At 73.5% G+C, this 16,729-nt stretch carries 13 protein-coding genes and 1 riboswitch; of the genes, 3 read left to right on the top strand and 10 right to left on the bottom strand.

Annotated features, from left to right (window positions below):
• Nucleotides 1-129: 129 nt before the first annotated feature.
• Nucleotides 130-214, top strand: a riboswitch (cobalamin riboswitch).
• Nucleotides 215-268: 54 nt separating this feature from the next.
• A complete protein-coding gene (locus HNR61_RS04190; protein WP_182841723.1) occupies nt 269-490 on the top strand; it encodes a CbtB domain-containing protein in 222 nt (73 codons plus the stop codon).
• Between the two features lie 21 nt (nt 491-511).
• On the top strand, nt 512-1,264 hold the full coding sequence (locus HNR61_RS04185) for a CbtA family protein (RefSeq protein WP_182841722.1): 753 nt from the start codon (nt 512-514) through the stop codon (nt 1,262-1,264).
• A gap of 4 nt (nt 1,265-1,268) precedes the next feature.
• Here HNR61_RS04185 and HNR61_RS04180 read toward each other — a convergent pair whose 3' ends face one another.
• The 6 genes from HNR61_RS04180 to HNR61_RS04155 all read right to left on the bottom strand — a co-directional run bounded on the left by HNR61_RS04180 (nt 1,269) and on the right by HNR61_RS04155 (nt 9,236).
• Nucleotides 1,269-1,964, bottom strand: coding sequence for a (2Fe-2S)-binding protein (locus HNR61_RS04180; RefSeq protein ID WP_182841721.1), 696 nt, complete (start codon nt 1,962-1,964; stop codon nt 1,269-1,271).
• A gap of 483 nt (nt 1,965-2,447) precedes the next feature.
• Nucleotides 2,448-4,037 carry a phosphoglycerate dehydrogenase gene (gene serA, locus HNR61_RS04175; RefSeq protein WP_182841720.1) on the bottom strand — a complete coding sequence of 530 codons (1,590 nt, stop codon included), beginning with the start codon at nt 4,035-4,037 and terminating at the stop codon, nt 2,448-2,450.
• Between the two features lie 248 nt (nt 4,038-4,285).
• Nucleotides 4,286-4,975 carry a thymidylate synthase family protein gene (locus tag HNR61_RS04170; RefSeq protein WP_182841719.1) on the bottom strand — a complete coding sequence of 230 codons (690 nt, stop codon included), beginning with the start codon at nt 4,973-4,975 and terminating at the stop codon, nt 4,286-4,288.
• A gap of 321 nt (nt 4,976-5,296) precedes the next feature.
• A complete protein-coding gene (locus HNR61_RS04165; protein ID WP_182841718.1) occupies nt 5,297-7,921 on the bottom strand; it encodes an FtsX-like permease family protein in 2,625 nt (874 codons plus the stop codon).
• Nucleotides 7,918-8,634: an ABC transporter ATP-binding protein gene (locus HNR61_RS04160; protein ID WP_312897759.1), complete on the bottom strand. Its 717-nt coding sequence runs from the start codon at nt 8,632-8,634 to the stop codon at nt 7,918-7,920. Before HNR61_RS04160 ends, HNR61_RS04165 begins: the two co-directional genes overlap by 4 nt.
• Nucleotides 8,631-9,236 (bottom strand): PadR family transcriptional regulator, encoded by a 606-nt coding sequence (locus HNR61_RS04155; protein WP_182841717.1) that lies wholly within the window; start codon nt 9,234-9,236, stop codon nt 8,631-8,633. Before HNR61_RS04155 ends, HNR61_RS04160 begins: the two co-directional genes overlap by 4 nt.
• 107 nt (nt 9,237-9,343) lie before the next feature.
• Between HNR61_RS04155 and HNR61_RS04150 the strand changes: the two genes are divergently transcribed.
• Nucleotides 9,344-10,159, top strand: coding sequence for a hypothetical protein (locus HNR61_RS04150; RefSeq protein ID WP_220508887.1), 816 nt, complete (start codon nt 9,344-9,346; stop codon nt 10,157-10,159).
• Nucleotides 10,160-10,232: 73 nt separating this feature from the next.
• Here HNR61_RS04150 and ilvC read toward each other — a convergent pair whose 3' ends face one another.
• The 4 genes from ilvC to HNR61_RS04130 form a co-directional block, all read right to left on the bottom strand.
• Entirely contained in the window at nt 10,233-11,216 is a 984-nt protein-coding gene (ilvC, locus tag HNR61_RS04145) for a ketol-acid reductoisomerase (protein ID WP_182841716.1), read from the bottom strand.
• Nucleotides 11,217-11,262: 46 nt separating this feature from the next.
• Nucleotides 11,263-11,787: an acetolactate synthase small subunit gene (ilvN, locus tag HNR61_RS04140; protein ID WP_067818683.1), complete on the bottom strand. Its 525-nt coding sequence runs from the start codon at nt 11,785-11,787 to the stop codon at nt 11,263-11,265.
• A 2-nt stretch (nt 11,788-11,789) separates the two neighbouring features.
• On the bottom strand, nt 11,790-13,535 hold the full coding sequence (locus HNR61_RS04135) for an acetolactate synthase large subunit (protein WP_182841715.1): 1,746 nt from the start codon (nt 13,533-13,535) through the stop codon (nt 11,790-11,792).
• A gap of 259 nt (nt 13,536-13,794) precedes the next feature.
• Nucleotides 13,795-16,713, bottom strand: a complete 2,919-nt coding sequence (locus HNR61_RS04130; protein WP_182841714.1) for an EAL domain-containing protein — start codon at nt 16,711-16,713, stop codon at nt 13,795-13,797.
• Nucleotides 16,714-16,729: the final 16 nt, after the last annotated feature.

The raw sequence follows: 16,729 nt of genomic DNA, 5'->3' as shown, positions 1-16,729 counted from the left end.
TCTCACCATTCAAGATGAGCGTTCCACGGCGGAACCGGCGCGGACGGGCGGGCCGTACCGCGACTTGACGCCGAACCTCGCACAGGGGACGCTCTGGGCGAACAAGTCAACATCGAGGCGACGGCTCCGCAGGAACCCGGTGCGATTCCGGGACGGTCCCGCCACTGTGACCCGGCCGCCTCCCGCGCGGAGCGGCCCGGGAAGTCAGGAACTGCTCCGTCGTCCTCCGCGTACCGGGGCGAGTGAACCCCGTGAGGAGATCGTCGACATGGCCCAGTCCGCCGTTCCGTCCGCGCAGCAGTCCCGGCCGGCGCCGGTCCGCGTCCCCGTGCGCGAGGTCGTCCCGTGGGCGGTGCTCGCCGCCGTCCTCGGCCTGGTGCTGATCTACTTCGTCGGCGCGGAGCAGGGCGCCACCTCCCTGTTCGGCGGCGACTGGGTGCACGAGTTCACCCACGACGGGCGCCACCTGCTCGGCTTCCCCTGCCACTGACCGGCCCGGGTCGCGCGCATCATGATGAGATCACTGCTGGTCCGCGGCATGCTCGTCGGGCCGGCCGCCGCCGCGGTGGCGCTGGCCATCGCCTGGATCTACGGGGAGCCGCAGGTCGGGCACGCCATCGCGTTCGAGGAGTCCAGGGCCGCCGGGCACGCCCACCACGGCGCGGCCGCCGAACCCGCCGAGGAGGCCCCGGTCAGCCGCACCGCGCAGCAGACCATCGGGCTGATCACGGCGATGGGCTTCTACGGGGTGGCGGTCGGCGGGCTGTTCGCCATCGCGTTCGCGTTCGCCTACGGGCGGCTCGGCGCGCTGGGCGCCCGCGCCACCTCGGCCCTGGTCGCGCTGGCCGGGTTCGTGGCGGTGGTGCTGGTGCCGTTCCTGAAGTACCCGGCCACTCCCCCGGCGGTCGGTGACCCCGACACCATCGGCGGCCGTACGGCGCTGTACTTCTCGATGGTGGCGCTCGGCGTCCTGGCGACGACGGCGGCCGTCATCGCCGGGCGGCGGCTCGCGCCGAGGCTGGGCGCGTGGAACGCCTCCGTCGTCAGCGCGGTCGGCTTCGCCGTCGTGCTGGCGGTCGTGTTCCGGCTGACGCCCCGGCCCGACGCGGTGGCCGACGGCTTCCCGGCGACGGTGCTGTGGGACTTCCGCGTGGCCTCGCTGGGCGTCCAGATCGCCCTGTGGGCGACGCTGGGCCTGCTGTTCGGCCACCTGACGGAGCGCTCGCTCGCCCGGCGGCCGTCGCCGGAGGCCGTCGCGGCCTGACCGCTCAGCGCGGCAGCAGGGCGCAGTCGCCGCACATCTCGCCGCCCGGCGGGACCTTGTAGTACAGGCAGCAGCTCCGGCGCGCGAAGCCGTCGCGGGTGAACGCTCCCGTTCCCCGCAACGGCTCGCGTGTCAGCAGGTCCTCGGTCAGGGCGCGGATCGGGGCGGCCAGCTCGGGGCGCCGCCCGCCCGCGTGCGCCGTGCCGACCAGCGCGGAGGCGGCGTTCCCCCACAGCAGGCCGTCGGCCAGCTTGACCACCGCCAGCAGCGTCTTGCGGAGCGGGCGCAGCTGCCCGTCCACCACCGCGCGGTGCACGAGCGCGGCGGGCGCGTCCGCGCGCCACCCGCGCGGATCGGCCAGCCACAGCGCGACCGGCGCGCCGGGGGCCCACCGCCAGTGCAGCGACGACAGGTCGGGGACGATCCCCCGCGCCGCCGCCGCGACCGCCGGGGACCACAGCCGCGACGCCAGTCCCTGGAACAGGATCGAGGCGGCCACGCGGCGGTCGGCGGTGCCGAGGCGTCCGGCGTAGGCGTCCACCAGCCCGCCCAGGTGTCCGGGGTCGTGCTCGGGCAGGGGCCGCCAGGTCGGGTCGGCGGACTCGGCCGGGTCGGTGACGACCGTGAAGTAGGGCCCGAGCTCCGCGTTGCGGGCCAGGACCTCCCGGACGTCGTCGGCCGTGGCCGCCTCACCGTTCATGCCCCCTGCCTACACCGCGGAAGATCAGGGGGCAAGCGGGGCTCAGCGGCCGGACGCGCCGCCGTTGTCGCGGCGGTCCAGCGCGGTCTGCAGGGCGCGGGCCGCCTCATCCTGGGAGTCGTCGGAGGACGGCGCGACGTGGTGCGTGGAAGCGTGCATGGGGATGCTCCGTGTGATGGTCGTGTCGGCTGGTTCGGGGCCTCGGCCGGGTCGCCGTGGTTCGCACGGCCCGCGCGCCGGGCGGTCGCATGGCCGGCAGCACTCGCTCCGCAGCGGGTCGCCGGCCTGCCGATCAGGCCCCGCTGCGGCAGCGAAGGATCACTACGAAGCGCCGCATGACTACACCTCACGGTACCCGGCGCGTTCCCGGCTGTCCCGACCGGTGGCCGAACTTCTCACATGATGAGACAGTCACAGCGTTGACCTGCGGAAACGCGAACGCCGCGATCCCGGTGCGAGATCGCGGCGTTCGACGGGGAACGGTCAGCCGTCCAGGTTCACCCGGCGGCCCATGTCCGCGCCGACCTCGGCGCAGATGGCCTCGACCAGCTGCGGCGGGAGCGCCGAGTCGACGGTGAGCGCCATCAGCGCCCGGCCGCCCTTGGCGTCCCGGCCGACCTGCATGCTGGCGATGTTGACACCCGCGTCGCCGAGCAGGCGGCCGACGGTGCCGACGATGCCGGGCCGGTCGACGTAGGTGAAGAACGCCATGTGCGGGGTCGGGCCCAGCTCCATGTCGTAGCCGTTGATCTCGATGATCCGCTCGATGTGCTTGGGACCGGACAGGGTGCCCGACACCGACACCACCGAGCCGTCGGCCATGGTGCCGCGGACCTGCACGACGTTGCGCCAGTCGGGGCTGTCCTCGCTGGTGGTGAGGGTGACCTCGACGCCGCGGTCGCGGGCCTGCAGCGGGGCGTTGACGAACGTCACCGCCTCCTCGGTCACGTCCAGGAACAGGCCCTTGAGCGCGGCCAGCTCCAGCACCTTGACGTCGTGCTCGGCGATCTCGCCGCGCACCACCACGTCGAAGCGGACCGGGACGCCCCCGGCCAGGGCGGTGAAGATGCGGCCGAGCTTCTCGGCGAGCGGCAGGCCGGGCTTGACGTCCTCGGCGACCGCGCCGCCCTGGACGTTGACGGCGTCGGGCACGAACTCGCCCGACAGCGCCAGCCGCACCGAACGGGCGACCTGGGTGCCCGCCTTCTCCTGCGCCTCGTGGGTGCTGGCCCCGAGGTGCGGGGTGACCACGACGTTGTCGTGGTGGAACAGCGGGCTGTCGGTGCACGGCTCGGTGGAGAACACGTCGATGCCCGCGCCGGCGACGCGGCCCTCCTTGAGGGCGAGGTCCAGGGCGGTCTCGTCGACGATGCCGCCGCGCGCGGCGTTGACGACGCGGACGCTCGGCTTGACCTGGTGGAGCTCGCGGTCGCCGATGAGGCCGAGGGTCTCGGGGGTCTTGGGCAGGTGGACGGTGATGAAGTCGCTCTCGCGCAGCAGCTCGTCCAGCGGCACCAGCTTCACGCCGAGCTGGGCGGCGCGGGCGGCCTGCACGTACGGGTCGTAGGCGATCACGTTCATGTCGAACGCGGCCAGCCGCTGCGCGACCAGCACGCCGATGCGGCCGAGGCCGAGGACGCCGACGGTCTTGCCCTGCAGCTCGACGCCGGTGTACTTGGAGCGCTTCCACTCGCCCTGCTTGAGCGCGGAGTGGCCCTGCGGAACGTTCCGGGCGATGGCCAGCAGCAGCGCGATGGCGTGCTCGGCGGCGGTGACGATGTTGGAGGTGGGCGCGTTGACGACCATGACGCCCGCCTTGGTGGCGGCCTCGACGTCGACGTTGTCGAGGCCGACGCCGGCACGGGCGACCACACGCAGCTTCCGGGCGTGCTGGAACACCTCGGCGGTGACCTTGGTGGCGCTCCGCACGATCAGCGCGTCGACGTCTTCGACGGCCGGCAGGAGCGCGGCGCGGTCGGCGCCGTCGACGTGCCGGACCTCGAAGTCGGCTTCGAGGACGGCGATGCCGGCCGGAGAGAGTTCTTCTGCGACGAGGACGACAGGCTTACTCAAGGAACAGTCCTTCGAGGAGTAGATGTGTGGGGTGTGCGTGCAGAATCGCGAGTCCACCTCGTCGTGTCCCGCCTGGAAGCGAGTCTATCCCGGCTCGGAGAACCGGTTGGCGGCGATGCCGACTCGTCCCGCGACACGCCTGTGACCACCGATGGTAGCGGTGTCGCCCGTGACGCGGCGGGCCGAACGTTCGGGGCCCACCCGCGCAATCCCCGGACACCACCGCACCGCGACCACCGGGACCGTTGTCAGGCGGCGTTCGGTTCGGGGGCCGGGGAGGCGGTCAGGATCGCCGCCACGCGCTCGGCGTCGGCCACCGCCACGTAGGGCACGTCCACGAAGACCCGCATCGGCCCCACCGGCAGTCCCAGCCCTTCGGCCACCGCCACCTGCACGCCGCGCAGCGGGATGTAGGACAGGTAGGCGCGGTAGGCGTTCTGCGACCGGAACATCGCCGTCATGATCAGCTGGTAGCCCCGGATGCGGAACGACAGCGCCGCCAGGCAGGGCACCGCGTCGACGGGTTCGCCGGGAACGGTGAGCGAGATCCACGCGCTGGTCGTCCAGGGCCGGGCGCGCAGCAGGTCGGTGACCCAGCGGATCTGGTCGACGCCCTGCAGGTCCCGCAGCCGGACCGAGTAGCCGGCCGGGGCGTCGCCCGGCTCGACCCGGCGGACCAGGTCGCGCGGCTGGCCGGACTCGCGGGCGGCCCGGGCCATCCGGATCCGGTCGCCGTGGTGGCACAGGACGGGATCGTCCCAGCTCAGCGCGTTGACCTCGAAGAGGACCGGCGGCCCCTCGATGATGGGCCCGTGCTCGTCCATGCCCGCCTCGCCGGCGGCCCAGACGTGCCGCAGCAACGCCAGCCACGCCGTCCCGCAGCTGTTCCAGCGGCGAACGGCGCGTTCGGCGGCCGCCACCTCACGGCCCTCCGCCATATTCCCCCGCGTGGCGCGCAATGAGGTGCGGGGAATTACCTGCCGAGGGAAATGCCGACACGGAAAGGAATTGCGACGTTCGCGGGCCCCCGGGGGCCCGGGCTCCGGGAAGTCGTTCGATGCTCATGCGCTCCGCCCCACCGCCACGCAGGCGCGGGTCACCATGAGTATCCGCCCTGGAACCCAGGGAACGCCGCACCCCTCGCGACTTTTAGCCAAGTATCGGACACCGGACACGAAAACGGTAGGGTGAATTCTTTGCGAAGTCGTTACGGGACAGGTTGTCCAACCTTTTGTATCGGAAAGCGGTCCGCGCGATGGTCAACCCGCCATCCGGCGCACCACCGGGAGCCGGGACCGGGTGAACAGCCCGGCCGCCAGCATCGCCGTCAGCGGGACCAGCACCCCGACCGTCCCCAGCAGCTCCCACGGGATCTCCACGATGGTGCCGTGCGCGGTCGCCCCGTCGGCGGGGCCGCTGTTGGCCGGGTTGGTGAGCGGCCAGGCGACCGCGATCCCCGGCACGATCCCGGCGGCGACGCCCAGCCAGCAGCCCAGCACCGCGACGAACCCTGCCTGGCCCATCATCAGCAGCCGCCGGGTGCGGGGCCGGGCCCCGATCGCGGCGAGGGTCGCCAGGTCCGGCCGGGCGTCGGCGGCCGACAGCCCGGTGGTGATCAGTGACGCGCCCAGCACCAGCACCCCGGCCGCCGCCGCCAGGATCGCCATGGGCACCAGGTTGGAGGCGTCGAAGCCGCGTTCGACGTAGACCCCCATGCCCGGCTCGCCCGTCTCCTGCGTCATCCCGGCGAGGCGTTCGGTCAGCCGGTCCTGCTCGTCGCGGGTGACCATGTGGTCGGCGTGGTGGACGCCGATCCGGTCGGTGAAGGGCGTCAGCCCGAAGCGGGCCGCGACCTGCGGCGGGACGAGGGCGCGGACATGCGGGCCGCCGGGTCCGGGAACGGCCGGGATGTTCCGGACGACGCGCAGTGTCCTGTCCTGCTCGGCCTCGAAGCGGAACACCCGGGCCGCGACCTTCCCGTCCGCCGGGACCCGGCTGCGGAACAGCACGGCCTTGCCCGCCGTGAGCGCGGCGGCCACCTCGGGAACGTCGCGGCCGAGCAGCGTGCGCGCCTCCCGCGGACCGCCGACCATGACCCCGTAGACGGGGGCCATGACCCCGTCGCCGTCGCCGGGCAGGGTGAACTCCACCATCGGGCAGTTGTCCGGCGCCGCCGACCGCGGGCCGTCACCGCAGCCGCTGTCCCTGGTGGGCAGGGAGCGCAGCGCCACGTACGGGGCGCCGGGCAGCTCCCGCTCCAGCGCCCGCCGGACGTCCCGCTCCCGCGTCGGGTCGACGCGGATCTCGGTCGAGCCCATCGGCAGCCGGGGCCGGTACTCGACGCGCTGCTGCTCGAAGTCGCTGGCCGCGCCGATGGCCAGCACGGTGATCCCGGCGACCGCCGCCATGATCGCGGCGACGGCGGGGGCGGCGCGGCCCCGGTTGCGGGCGCCGTCGCGGACCGCCAGGCGCAGCGGCAGCGGCAGCGCCCCGGCCACGCGCCCGGTCACGCCGACCACCCACGGCCCGATCATCACGCAGCCGATGATGATCGCGATGGCGCCGAACGCGGCGCCGAACTCCAGCCAGATCCGCGCTCCGAGCAGGCTGAGCGCGATCCCGCCGCCGACCAGCAGCCCGCCGAGGATCGGCCAGCCCCGGCGGGCGCGGACCTGGTCGCGGCGTCCGGCCAGGGCGGCGACCACGTTCATCCGGGCGGCCTGCAGCGCCGGGGCGAGCGCGGCCGCCAGGCCGCTGCCCGCGCCCAGCGCCACCGTCACCGCCACCTGGAGCCAGGGCACCTCCAGCGGGCCGAACGGCTCCGACTTCAGGTTCCCCGACTGCCAGGCGACGGCGGCGGCCAGTCCGATGCCGGTGGCCGCGCCGGTCAGCGCGGCCACACCCCCGATCACCAGACCGCCCGCCAGCACCACCGCGCGCAGGTGACCGCCGTGCCCGCCGACGGCCGCGACCAGCGCCAGCTCGCGGCGGCGCCGCCGCAGGCCGACCGCGAACGCGGGCCCGGCCAGCAGCACGACCTCCAGCACGATCATCGCGACGGCCATCGCGCTGATCGCGATCTCCGTGCCCGGTCTCCCGTCGGCGGTTTCCGGCCGCAGCCGGTCGGGCGGGTCGGCGACGACCGCGCGGGACAGCACGGTGAGCCCGGCGGCGTTCAGCGCCTGCACGTCCTTCCAGGTCACCGGCTTGCCCGTGGCGACCAGCCAGCGGGTCAACGTGTCGGGCCCGCCGAACGTGCCGGGCGCGGCGACGGCGGCCGGCGCGCCCGGAAAGCGCGGGGACTTCACGAACCCGACCAGGCGCTTGGCGGTGCCGCCGTCGACGCTCACCGTGTCGCCGGTCCGGAAGCCGCGTTCGGCGAACCCCACGCCCAGCGCGATCTCCCCGGGCGCGGCCGGGACCCGTCCCGCGACGACGTCGAACAGCCCCCGTGTCAGCGGGTCGCGCAGGTCCACCTCGGTGGCCTTGACGCCCAGCGCGCCGCGCGGCGTCCGCACCCGGTGCCAGCCGGCGTCGGTCACCGGCGTCACGCGGACGCCGTCGCCGTACCGGGCCGCGACGTGCCGCCGGACCTCCTCGGCGCTCCACGGCTTCGCGGGGTCGTCCTGCCCGCCCCCGGAGTACCCGTCTTCGGTGAGCCCGGTCTGCTGGACCGGTTGCCGCGCGACGCCGCTGATCCGGGCGTCGGCGCGGCCCAGCTCGTGGGGCAGCTCCTCCCGGAGCGACCACTCGGCGGTGGGCAGCAGCACCGCCACCGCCGTGATCATCATGACCGGCAGGCCGATCATCAGGGCGACCAGCGCGGTGCGGCCCTTCGCCCGCCGCGCGTCCCGCCAGGCGATCCGGAGCGTGGCCGTGTTCACCGGGCCTCCTGGAACAGCGACTCCGGACCGGGGCGGGGGCCGGTGGCGTCGACCATCCGGCCGTCCCGCAGGAACACCACGCGGTCGGCCCAGGCGGCGTGCCGGGACTCGTGCGTCACCATCAGGCAGGCCGCGCCCGCGTCGCAGCGGGCCCGCAGCACGCGCATGATCTCCTCGCCGGTGGCGCTGTCGAGCGCGCCGGTCGGCTCGTCGGCCAGCATCAGGCGGCGGTCGCCCACCAGGGCGCGGGCGATGGCGACGCGCTGCTGCTGGCCGCCCGACATCTCCTCGGGGAACCGGTCGGCCAGCTCGGCGAGGCCGACCTCGCGCAGCGCGAGCACCGCCTCGCGGCGGGCCTGGCGGGCGCGGACGCCGTCCAGCTCGCGCGGCAGCATGACGTTCTCGGCGGCGGTGAGGCTCGGGATCAGGTTGAGGTCCTGGAAGACGTAGCCGACGCGGCGGCGGCGCAGTTCGGCGACCTTCCTGCGCGGCAGCCGCGCCAGGTCCACCCCCTCGACCAGGATCTGACCGTCGGTGGGGGCGTCCAGTCCCCCGGCCAGCGTCAGCAGCGTGGACTTGCCGGAGCCCGACGGGCCCATCACCGCGACGAACTCGCCCGGCTCCACGGTCAGGCTGACCTCGTGCAGCGCGTGGACCAGCGAGGCTCCGGAGCCGTGGTCGCGCGACACCGCGTTCATCACCAGGGCGCTCACCGGCGGGTCTCCTTCTCGGGGAGGGGACGCGTCGGCGCGGGGTCATCGGGGGCGGGCGCGGGGGCGGGCGCGGTGTGCGCGACGCGGATCATGAACGACTCGCAGTGGTCCAGCCAGCGCACCTCGGCCTCCGCCTGGAAGATCATCGATTCCAGGACCAGGCGCCAGGCGCGCTCGCCGGGCTCCTCGGGCAGGGCGGGCGCCTCGGCCTTGAGCCGGGTGAGGTCCTGGAGCGACCGCAGGGTGGCGGTCCGCTGCGTCTGCACGACCTCCCGCACGTCCACGCCCGGCGCGGTCACCGCCATCGCCAGCTTGATCGCCAGCTCGTCGCGCGGCCGGTCGGCGCGCGCGATCGGGGTGGCGAACCACTCGCGCACCTCCGCCTCGCCCTCCGTCGTGATGCGGTAGACGACCCGGCCCTCGTCGTCCGCGCCCACCTGGCTGACGAGGCCGTCGCGTTCCAGCCGGGACAGGGTGGAGTAGACCTGCCCGATGTTGAGCGGCCAGGTGGAGCCGGTGGACGCCTCGAACTCGGCGCGGAGCTGGTAGCCGTAGCGGGGCCCCCGGGACAGCAGGGCCAGCAGGCCATGACGGATGGACATGCCTACCAAGTATGCATACCGAGTATCCCGGGGGCAATACCGAGTATGCATTCGAACGACGCGCTGCCGCGTTTTCACTGTGCGCGACCGATGGTGGTCGTAACGTGATGCCCATCCCGCCCGACCTGGAGACTCCCGTGACCTCGGACTGCACGATCAGTGTCCTGCGCGACGTCCTCCGCGTGTACGACCACCGCTTCCTCGACCTCGACCGCCCCCAGCGCGACCGCCTGGTGGAGGGCACCCGGCGGGTGCTCGGCGACGAGGGGCTCAGCGACGCCGCGCGCGCCGCGCTGCCCGCCTCCTACCGGCTGCGCGCGTTCTGCATCCAGAACGGGCTGCGCGAGGAGCTGGAACGGCTGATCCACGACGAGGTGACCGGCAGTCCGGCGGGCGCCGTGGTGGTCGGCGGCCGGGTCTACGCCCTGTACCCCTACCTGCGCGGGGTCCCCCGCCAGGACGCCGACATCACCGCCGAGATCGGCGTGGAGCACCGGCTGGACGCGGTCGGCTGGCACGAGGGGACCAGCGTGCGCGTCCGGGGCCTGGCCCGCCTGCAGCGCATCGAGACCCACCGCACCGCGGTGGACGTGATCCTGCGGGAGCGCACCACCAGGGCCGAGCACCGCGTCGCCGCCCGCGCCGACCCCGACGGCTTCGAGGCGCTGGTCGACATGACCGCGCCCGGACCGGGCCGCTGGGACCTGCACGTGGCGGCCACGGCCCTCGGCGTGAGCCGGGAGAGCCGGTTCGGGAAGGTCCGGGACCCGGCGATGCCCGAGGACCCCCGCAAGCGCCGGCTGGGTCCCGGCACCGAGGCCGCGATCTACTTCACCAAGGGCGGCTACCTGGCGGTCCTGGTGAAGGGCGGCGCCCGGCCCGTCCCGCTGCGGGCCCGGATCCGCCGCCGCCTGGCCCGGTGACCCTCCGAACGCGCGACGCGCCCGCCGGGGCCGGTGGTCCGGCCGCGACGGGCGCGCCGCTGCGTGGGCCGGATCAGTCGTTCAGCCAGCTCATCATCGGGCGCAGCTTGCCGCCGGTCTCCTCGATCGGGTGCGTCGACAGCTCCTTGCGGAGCTTGCCGAACGTCGCCTGGCCCGACTCGAACTCGGACACCAGCTCCTTGGCGAACTCGCCGGACTGGATCTCGCCGAGGATCCGCTTCATCTCCGCCTTGGTGTCGGCGGTGATGACGCGCGGGCCCCGGGTGAGGCCGCCGTACTCGGCGGTGTGGGACACCGACCAGTACATCTTGGAGATGCCGCCCTCGTACATGAGGTCGACGATCAGCTTCAGCTCGTGCAGGCACTCGAAGTAGGCGACCTCGGGCTGGTAGCCCGCCTCGACCAGCACCTCGAACCCGGTCTTGACCAGCTCGGCCGCGCCGCCGCACAGCACGGCCTGCTCGCCGAACAGGTCGGTCTCGGTCTCCTCGGTGAAGGTCGTCCTGATGCCGCCCGCGCGCAGGCCGCCGATGGCCTTGGCGTAGGACAGGGCCAGCGGCCAGGCGCCGCCGGAGGCGTCCTTCTCGACGGCGACGATCACCGGGACGCCGCGGCCGGCGGTGTACTGGCGGCGCACCAGGTGGCCCGGGCCCTTGGGGGCGACCATGGCGACGTCGACGCCCGCCGGGGGCTCGATCAGGCCGAAGCGGATGTTGAAGCCGTGGCCGAAGAACAGCGCGTCGCCCTCCACCAGGGCGGGCTTGATGTCGTTCTCGTAGATCGCGCGCTGCAGGTGGTCCGGCGCCAGGATCATGATCAGGTCGGCCTCCTCGGCCGCCTCGGCCGGGGTGAGCACCCGCAGGCCCTCGGCCTCGGCCTTCTCCCGGCTCTTGGAGCCCTCCGGCAGGCCGATGCGGACGTCCACCCCCGAGTCGCGCAGGGACAGGGCGTGCGCGTGACCCTGGGAGCCGTAGCCGATGACGGCGACGTGCCGGCCCTGGATGATGCTCAGGTCCGCGTCGTTGTCGTAGAACATCTCAGCCACTGTGGGTGCTGCCTTTCGTTGTGTCTCGTGGGGTGGATCAGGCGCTGCGCTCGATGGCGCGCAGCGACCGGTCGGTGATGGACCGGGCGCCGCGGCCGATGGCCACCATGCCCGACTGCACCAGTTCCTTGATGCCGAACGGCTCCAGGACCCGGATGAACGCCTCCAGCTTGTCCCGGTTGCCGGTGACCTCGATGGTCACCGCGTCGGGGGCGACGTCCACCACCTTGGCGCGGAACAGCTGGACGGTCTCCAGGACCTGGGACCGCGTCTCGGCGTCGGCGCGGACCTTGACCAGCACCAGTTCGCGCTGGACCGACTGGGACGGGTCCAGCTCGACGATCTTCAGGACGTTCACCAGCTTGTTGAGCTGCTTGGTGACCTGCTCCAGCGGGAGCTCCTCGACGTTCACCACGATCGTCATCCGGGAGATCTCCGGGTGCTCGGTGGTGCCGACCGCCAGGGACTCGATGTTGAAGCCGCGCCGGGAGAACAGGGCCGCCACGCGGGCGAGGATGCCGGGCTTGTTCTCGACCAGGACCGAGAGGGTGTGCAGGCTCATGGTCAGTCTCCGTTCTCCCAGTCGGGGGCGAGGTCACGCGCGATCTTGATGTCGTCGTTGGCGGTGCCGGCGGCGACCATCGGCCACACCATCGCGTCCTGGTGGACGACGAAGTCGATGACGACGGGCGCGTCGTTGATCTCCATGGCCTTGGCGATCGTCGCGTCGACGTCCTCGGGCCGGTCGCACCGCAGCCCCACGCAACCGTACGCCTCCGCCAGCTTCACGAAGTCGGGAATCCGCCTGGAGTGCAGGTTGGTGTTGGAGTAGCGCTCGTTGTAGAAGAGCGTCTGCCACTGGCGGACCATGCCGAGGTTGCCGTTGTTGATGACGGCGATCTTGACGGGGATGCCCTCGATGGCGCAGGTGGCCAGCTCCTGGTTGGTCATCTGGAAGCAGCCGTCGCCGTCGATCGCCCAGACCTGGGTGTCCGGCCGGCCGACCTTGGCGCCCATCGCGGCGGGGACGGCGTAGCCCATCGTGCCCGCGCCGCCGGAGTTCAGGAACGCGCCGGGCCGCTCGTACTTGATGAACTGCGCGGCCCACATCTGGTGCTGGCCGACGCCCGCGACGTAGTAGGCGTCGGGGCCGACCATCCTCCCGATCCGCTCGATGACGTGCTGGGGGGACAGCGAGCCGTCCTCGGGCTGGTCGTAGCCCAGCGGGTAGGTCTCGCGCCAGGCCTCCAGCTGCCGCCACCACTCGGCGTAGTCGCCGCGGCGGCCGGCGTCGTGCTCGGCCTGGACCGCGACGATCAGGTCGGCGATCACCTCGCGGGCGTCGCCGACGATCGGGACGTCGGCGTGCCGGTTCTTGGAGATCTCGGCCGGGTCGATGTCGGCGTGCACGACCTTGGCGTGCGGGGCGAACCCGTCCAGCTTGCCGGTGACCCGGTCGTCGAACCGCGCGCCGAGCGTGACCAGCAGGTCGGCCTTCTGCAGCGCGCCGACCGCGCCGACGTTGCCGTGCATGCCGGGCATGCCCATGTGCTGGGGGTGGCTGTCGGGGAAGGCGCCCTTGGCCATCAGCGTGGTGACGACGGGGGCGCCGGTCAGCTCGGCCAGGACCCTCAGCTCGGCGGAGGCCCCGGCCTTGACGACGCCGCCGCCGACGTACAGCACCGGACGCTGGGCGGCGGTGAGCAGCCGGGCGGCCTCGCGGACCTGCTTGGAGTGCGGCCGGGTGACGGGGCGGTAGCCCGGCAGCTGCATCTGGACCGGCCACTCGAACTCGAACGTGGCCTGCAGCGCGTCCTTGGAGATGTCGACCAGGACCGGTCCGGGACGGCCGGTGGAGGCGATGTGGAACGCCTCGACGATCGTGCGGCCGATGTCCCGCGGATCGGTGATCAGGAAGTTGTGCTTGGTGATCGGCATCGTGATGCCGGCGATGTCGGCCTCCTGGAACGCGTCGGTGCCGATCGCCGCCGACGGGACCTGACCGGTGATCGCGACCATCGGGACCGAGTCCATGTAGGCGTCGGCGATCGGGGTGACCAGGTTGGTCGCGCCGGGACCGCTGGTGGCCATGCACACGCCGACCCTGCCGGTGACCATCGCGTAGCCCTGCGCTGCGTGCCCGGCGCCCTGCTCGTGCCGCACCAGGATGTGGCGGATCTTCCGGGAGTCGAAGAGGGGGTCGTACGCCGGGAGGATGGCGCCGCCGGGAATGCCGAACACCGTGTCGACGCCGACGTTCTCCAGGGCGCGGACCAGCGCCTGGGCTCCCGTCATCTGTTCGGTCGTCATGTTCCAGTTCCTTGGGAGAAGTTCGTGCTCGCCACCGAACGCCAGCTCAGCGAGATCACACGGCCAACAAAAAACCCCCGCCGCCTCCGATGGCGGTCGAGGGTAGCGCGCAGGACGAAGAACCTGGTCAGCCTGCGCGCCGACCAAGTACTACGAGGATGATGGAACTGCTCTGCACGATGCCCACTCTCGCCCACGCGAGGCCGACTGGTCAAATCCCTGGACACTTTGTCTCGCCATGTGAGACCACGTTCTGAGACTACAGGGCGGGCAGCGCGGTCCCCTCCAGGGGTGTCTCCGCACTTCCCGAGCCCGGCCCGGTGCGCACCAGCGACTCGATCCGGCCCGCCGCCATCGGCCGGGCCACCAGGTAACCCTGGCCGCGCGGGCACTCCATCTCGCGCAGCAGCTCCAGCTGCTCGGGGCGTTCGATGCCCTCGGCGACGACGGTCAGGCCGAGGTCGCGGCCGAGCCGCACGATGGTGCGGGTGAGCAGGGTGAGGGTCTCGTCGCGGCCGAGGCCCGCCACGAACGACGGGTCGATCTTGATGATGTCCACCGGGAGCTGCCCGAGGTAGGCCAGCGAGGCGTAGCCGGTGCCGAAGTCGTCGATCGCCAGGCGGACGCCCAGGTCGCGCAGGGCCGACAGGCGTTCCACGTTGTGGCCGCCGTCCTCGACCAGGACCTCCTCGCGCACCTCCAGCGTGAGGGCCTCCGGCGGCAGCCCGGTCTCCTCCAGCGCGGCGGCGACCGACTCCACGAAGCGCGGCGCGGCGATCTGCCGGGCGGTGAAGTTCACCGACAGGCCGACCTCCCAGGACTCGCGCCGCCAGCGGGCCACCTCCCGGCACGCCTGGCGCAGCACCCAGTCGCCCAGCGGGATCATCAGGCCGGACTCCTCGGCCGGGCCGATGAACTGCTCGGGCGGGACGGCCTCGTCGTCGCGGCACCACCGCACCAGCGCCTCCACGCCGGTGACGCGCGAGGTCGCCAGCTCCACCACCGGCTGGAACTCCACCGCGAACCGCTCCTCGACGAGCGCCCGTTGCAGGTCGCTGCCGAGTTCGAGGCGGCGGACGACGTCGGCGTGCATGTGCGGGGCGAACACCTCGACCCGGCCGCCGCCGAGCTCCTTGGCGCGTGCCATGGCGAGGTCGCCGTTGCGGATCAGCTCGGCGGCGCTGCGGCGCAGGCGGCGCTCCCCGGACGGGCCGCGCTGGGTCCCGTCGGGGGACTCGTCGCCGAGGAACGCGATGCCGACGCTGGCGGTGAGGGCGATGTGCTTGGTGCCGACCCGGTAGGGGTCGGCCGACAGTACCCGCAGCAGGCGTTCGGCGAGCTCGACGGCCGTCCGGGTGGGGTGGCCGGGGTCGGCGGGAAGCTGCACCAGCACGGCGAACTCGTCGCCGCCCCAGCGCGCCACGGTGTCGTCGGCCTGCACGGTCGCGCGCAGCCGCCGCGCGGCCTGCGCGAGGACCTGGTCTCCGGCGGCGTGCCCGGCCGAGTCGTTGACGGCGGTGAACCCGTCGAGGTCCACGAACACGACCGCGACCTGGAACCCGTTGTGCTTGCGGGACAGCACCTCGCGGGTGCGCTCCTCGAAGTAGGCGCGGTTGGGCAGGCCGGTGAGGCCGTCGTGGAAGGTCAGGTGGGCGACCTGGCGTTGCAGGGCGGCCTGCTCCGACAGGTCCCGGGTGGTGACCAGCAGGCGGCCGGGGGCGTCGCCCGCGCCGCTGTAGCGCGACACGGTCGACTCGGTCGGCAGCCAGGTGCCGTCGGCGGCGCGCACCCGGCACGACACGCGCAGCGTCCCGTCGGGGATCTCGTCGGGGCCGTCGCGGTCCTCCAGGAACCCGGCGAACGCCTCCCGCACGCGCGGCAGGTCCTCCGGGTGGATGATCTCGCCGAGCGGGCGGCCGAGCAGCTCGTCGGCGGCGTAGCGGTAGGTGCGCAGGGCGCCCTGGCTGGCGTACTGCACGACGGCGTCCAGGTCGCAGATCAGCACCGCGTCGTTGATGCTCTCCGACAGGGCGCGGAAGTGGTCCTCGCTGGTGGTGACGGCGCGGCGCAGCACCTCGTTCTCGCGCAGCAGGGCCGCCAGGCGCGCCAGCAGCACGATCGTCGCCGAGCCCGCGACCAGCGACACCACCGGTTCCAGGCCGTGCGAGCCGGTCAGCGAGTGGCCCGCGACGAACAGCGCGGCGGCGGCCGCGACGGCGGCGGGCGCGAGGCCGGGGCCGACCAGGCCGCCCCGGTCCGCCTCGGCGCCCTCGTCGGGGGCCTCCCCGGCGGGCTCGGCGCCGGACCGGGCCTCGAACCCGGTGTCCGGCTCGGTCCACGGCACCAGCAGGAGCAGCAGCAGGCCGGCCAGGCGCAGGATGTCGGAGGGGTCGTCGACGGGCGCGCCGCCGTCGAGGCGGACCACGGTCGTCACGACGTCGGCCGCCGCGAACGCCGCCAGCGCCCCGTACCCCATCCAGGCGGTGCGGCGGTGGCCGCGCGCCGCGCCGAGCACGAACGACAGCGCCGCGCACACCAGCACCACGTCGATGACGGGGTACAGCAGCTCCAGCAGGAACTCCGAGGCCCGCTCCCCCGACCGGTGGTACAGGTCGGTGAACAGCGCCACCCAGCCCAGCACGAACAGCGCGGCGGCGCAGACGTAGGTGTCGGCGGCGTACCGCAGCCAGGTCCCGGCGTCGCGGGGCGGCCGGACCGGCGCGACCAGCCCGGTGACCAGCGCGCCCATGGCGGCCAGGTAGAACAGGTCGGCCACCGACAGGCTCAGCGCGCTGCGGCTCTGCACGGTCGCGGTGACCGCCGACACGACGGCCCCGGCGAACCAGCAGCACGCGGCGACGCCGAACCAGCGCCAGGCGGCGCGCCACAGCGTTCCGGGCGCGCTCTCGGGGGGCGCGGTCTCGGGTTCGACGGCGGGTTCGCCGTCCGGTTCCGGTTCGGGCGCGGGGCCCGCGTCGGGTGGCGGCGTGCTCGGGCGGCGGGCGGCCAGCAGGAGCGAGGCGGCCGCGGTTCCGGCGGCGATGACCTCGGCCCAGGCGATATAGGCGGTCCCGCCCCAGCTCAGCAGCGACCCGACGGCATAGAGCACCCCGACGACCGCGACCAGGGCGACGGGTACCGCCCGTCGCGGCAGCCGCCTGCCGTTCTCGCCGCTCATCGCGCCGTCGTCCCTC

It is taken from the genome of Actinomadura kijaniata (assembly GCF_014138665.1).
Classification (GTDB): Bacteria; Actinomycetota; Actinomycetes; order Streptosporangiales; family Streptosporangiaceae; genus Spirillospora; species Spirillospora kijaniata.
The sequence above is the reverse complement of the archived record's forward strand: the minus strand, read 5'-3'. Positions and strand labels throughout refer to the sequence as shown.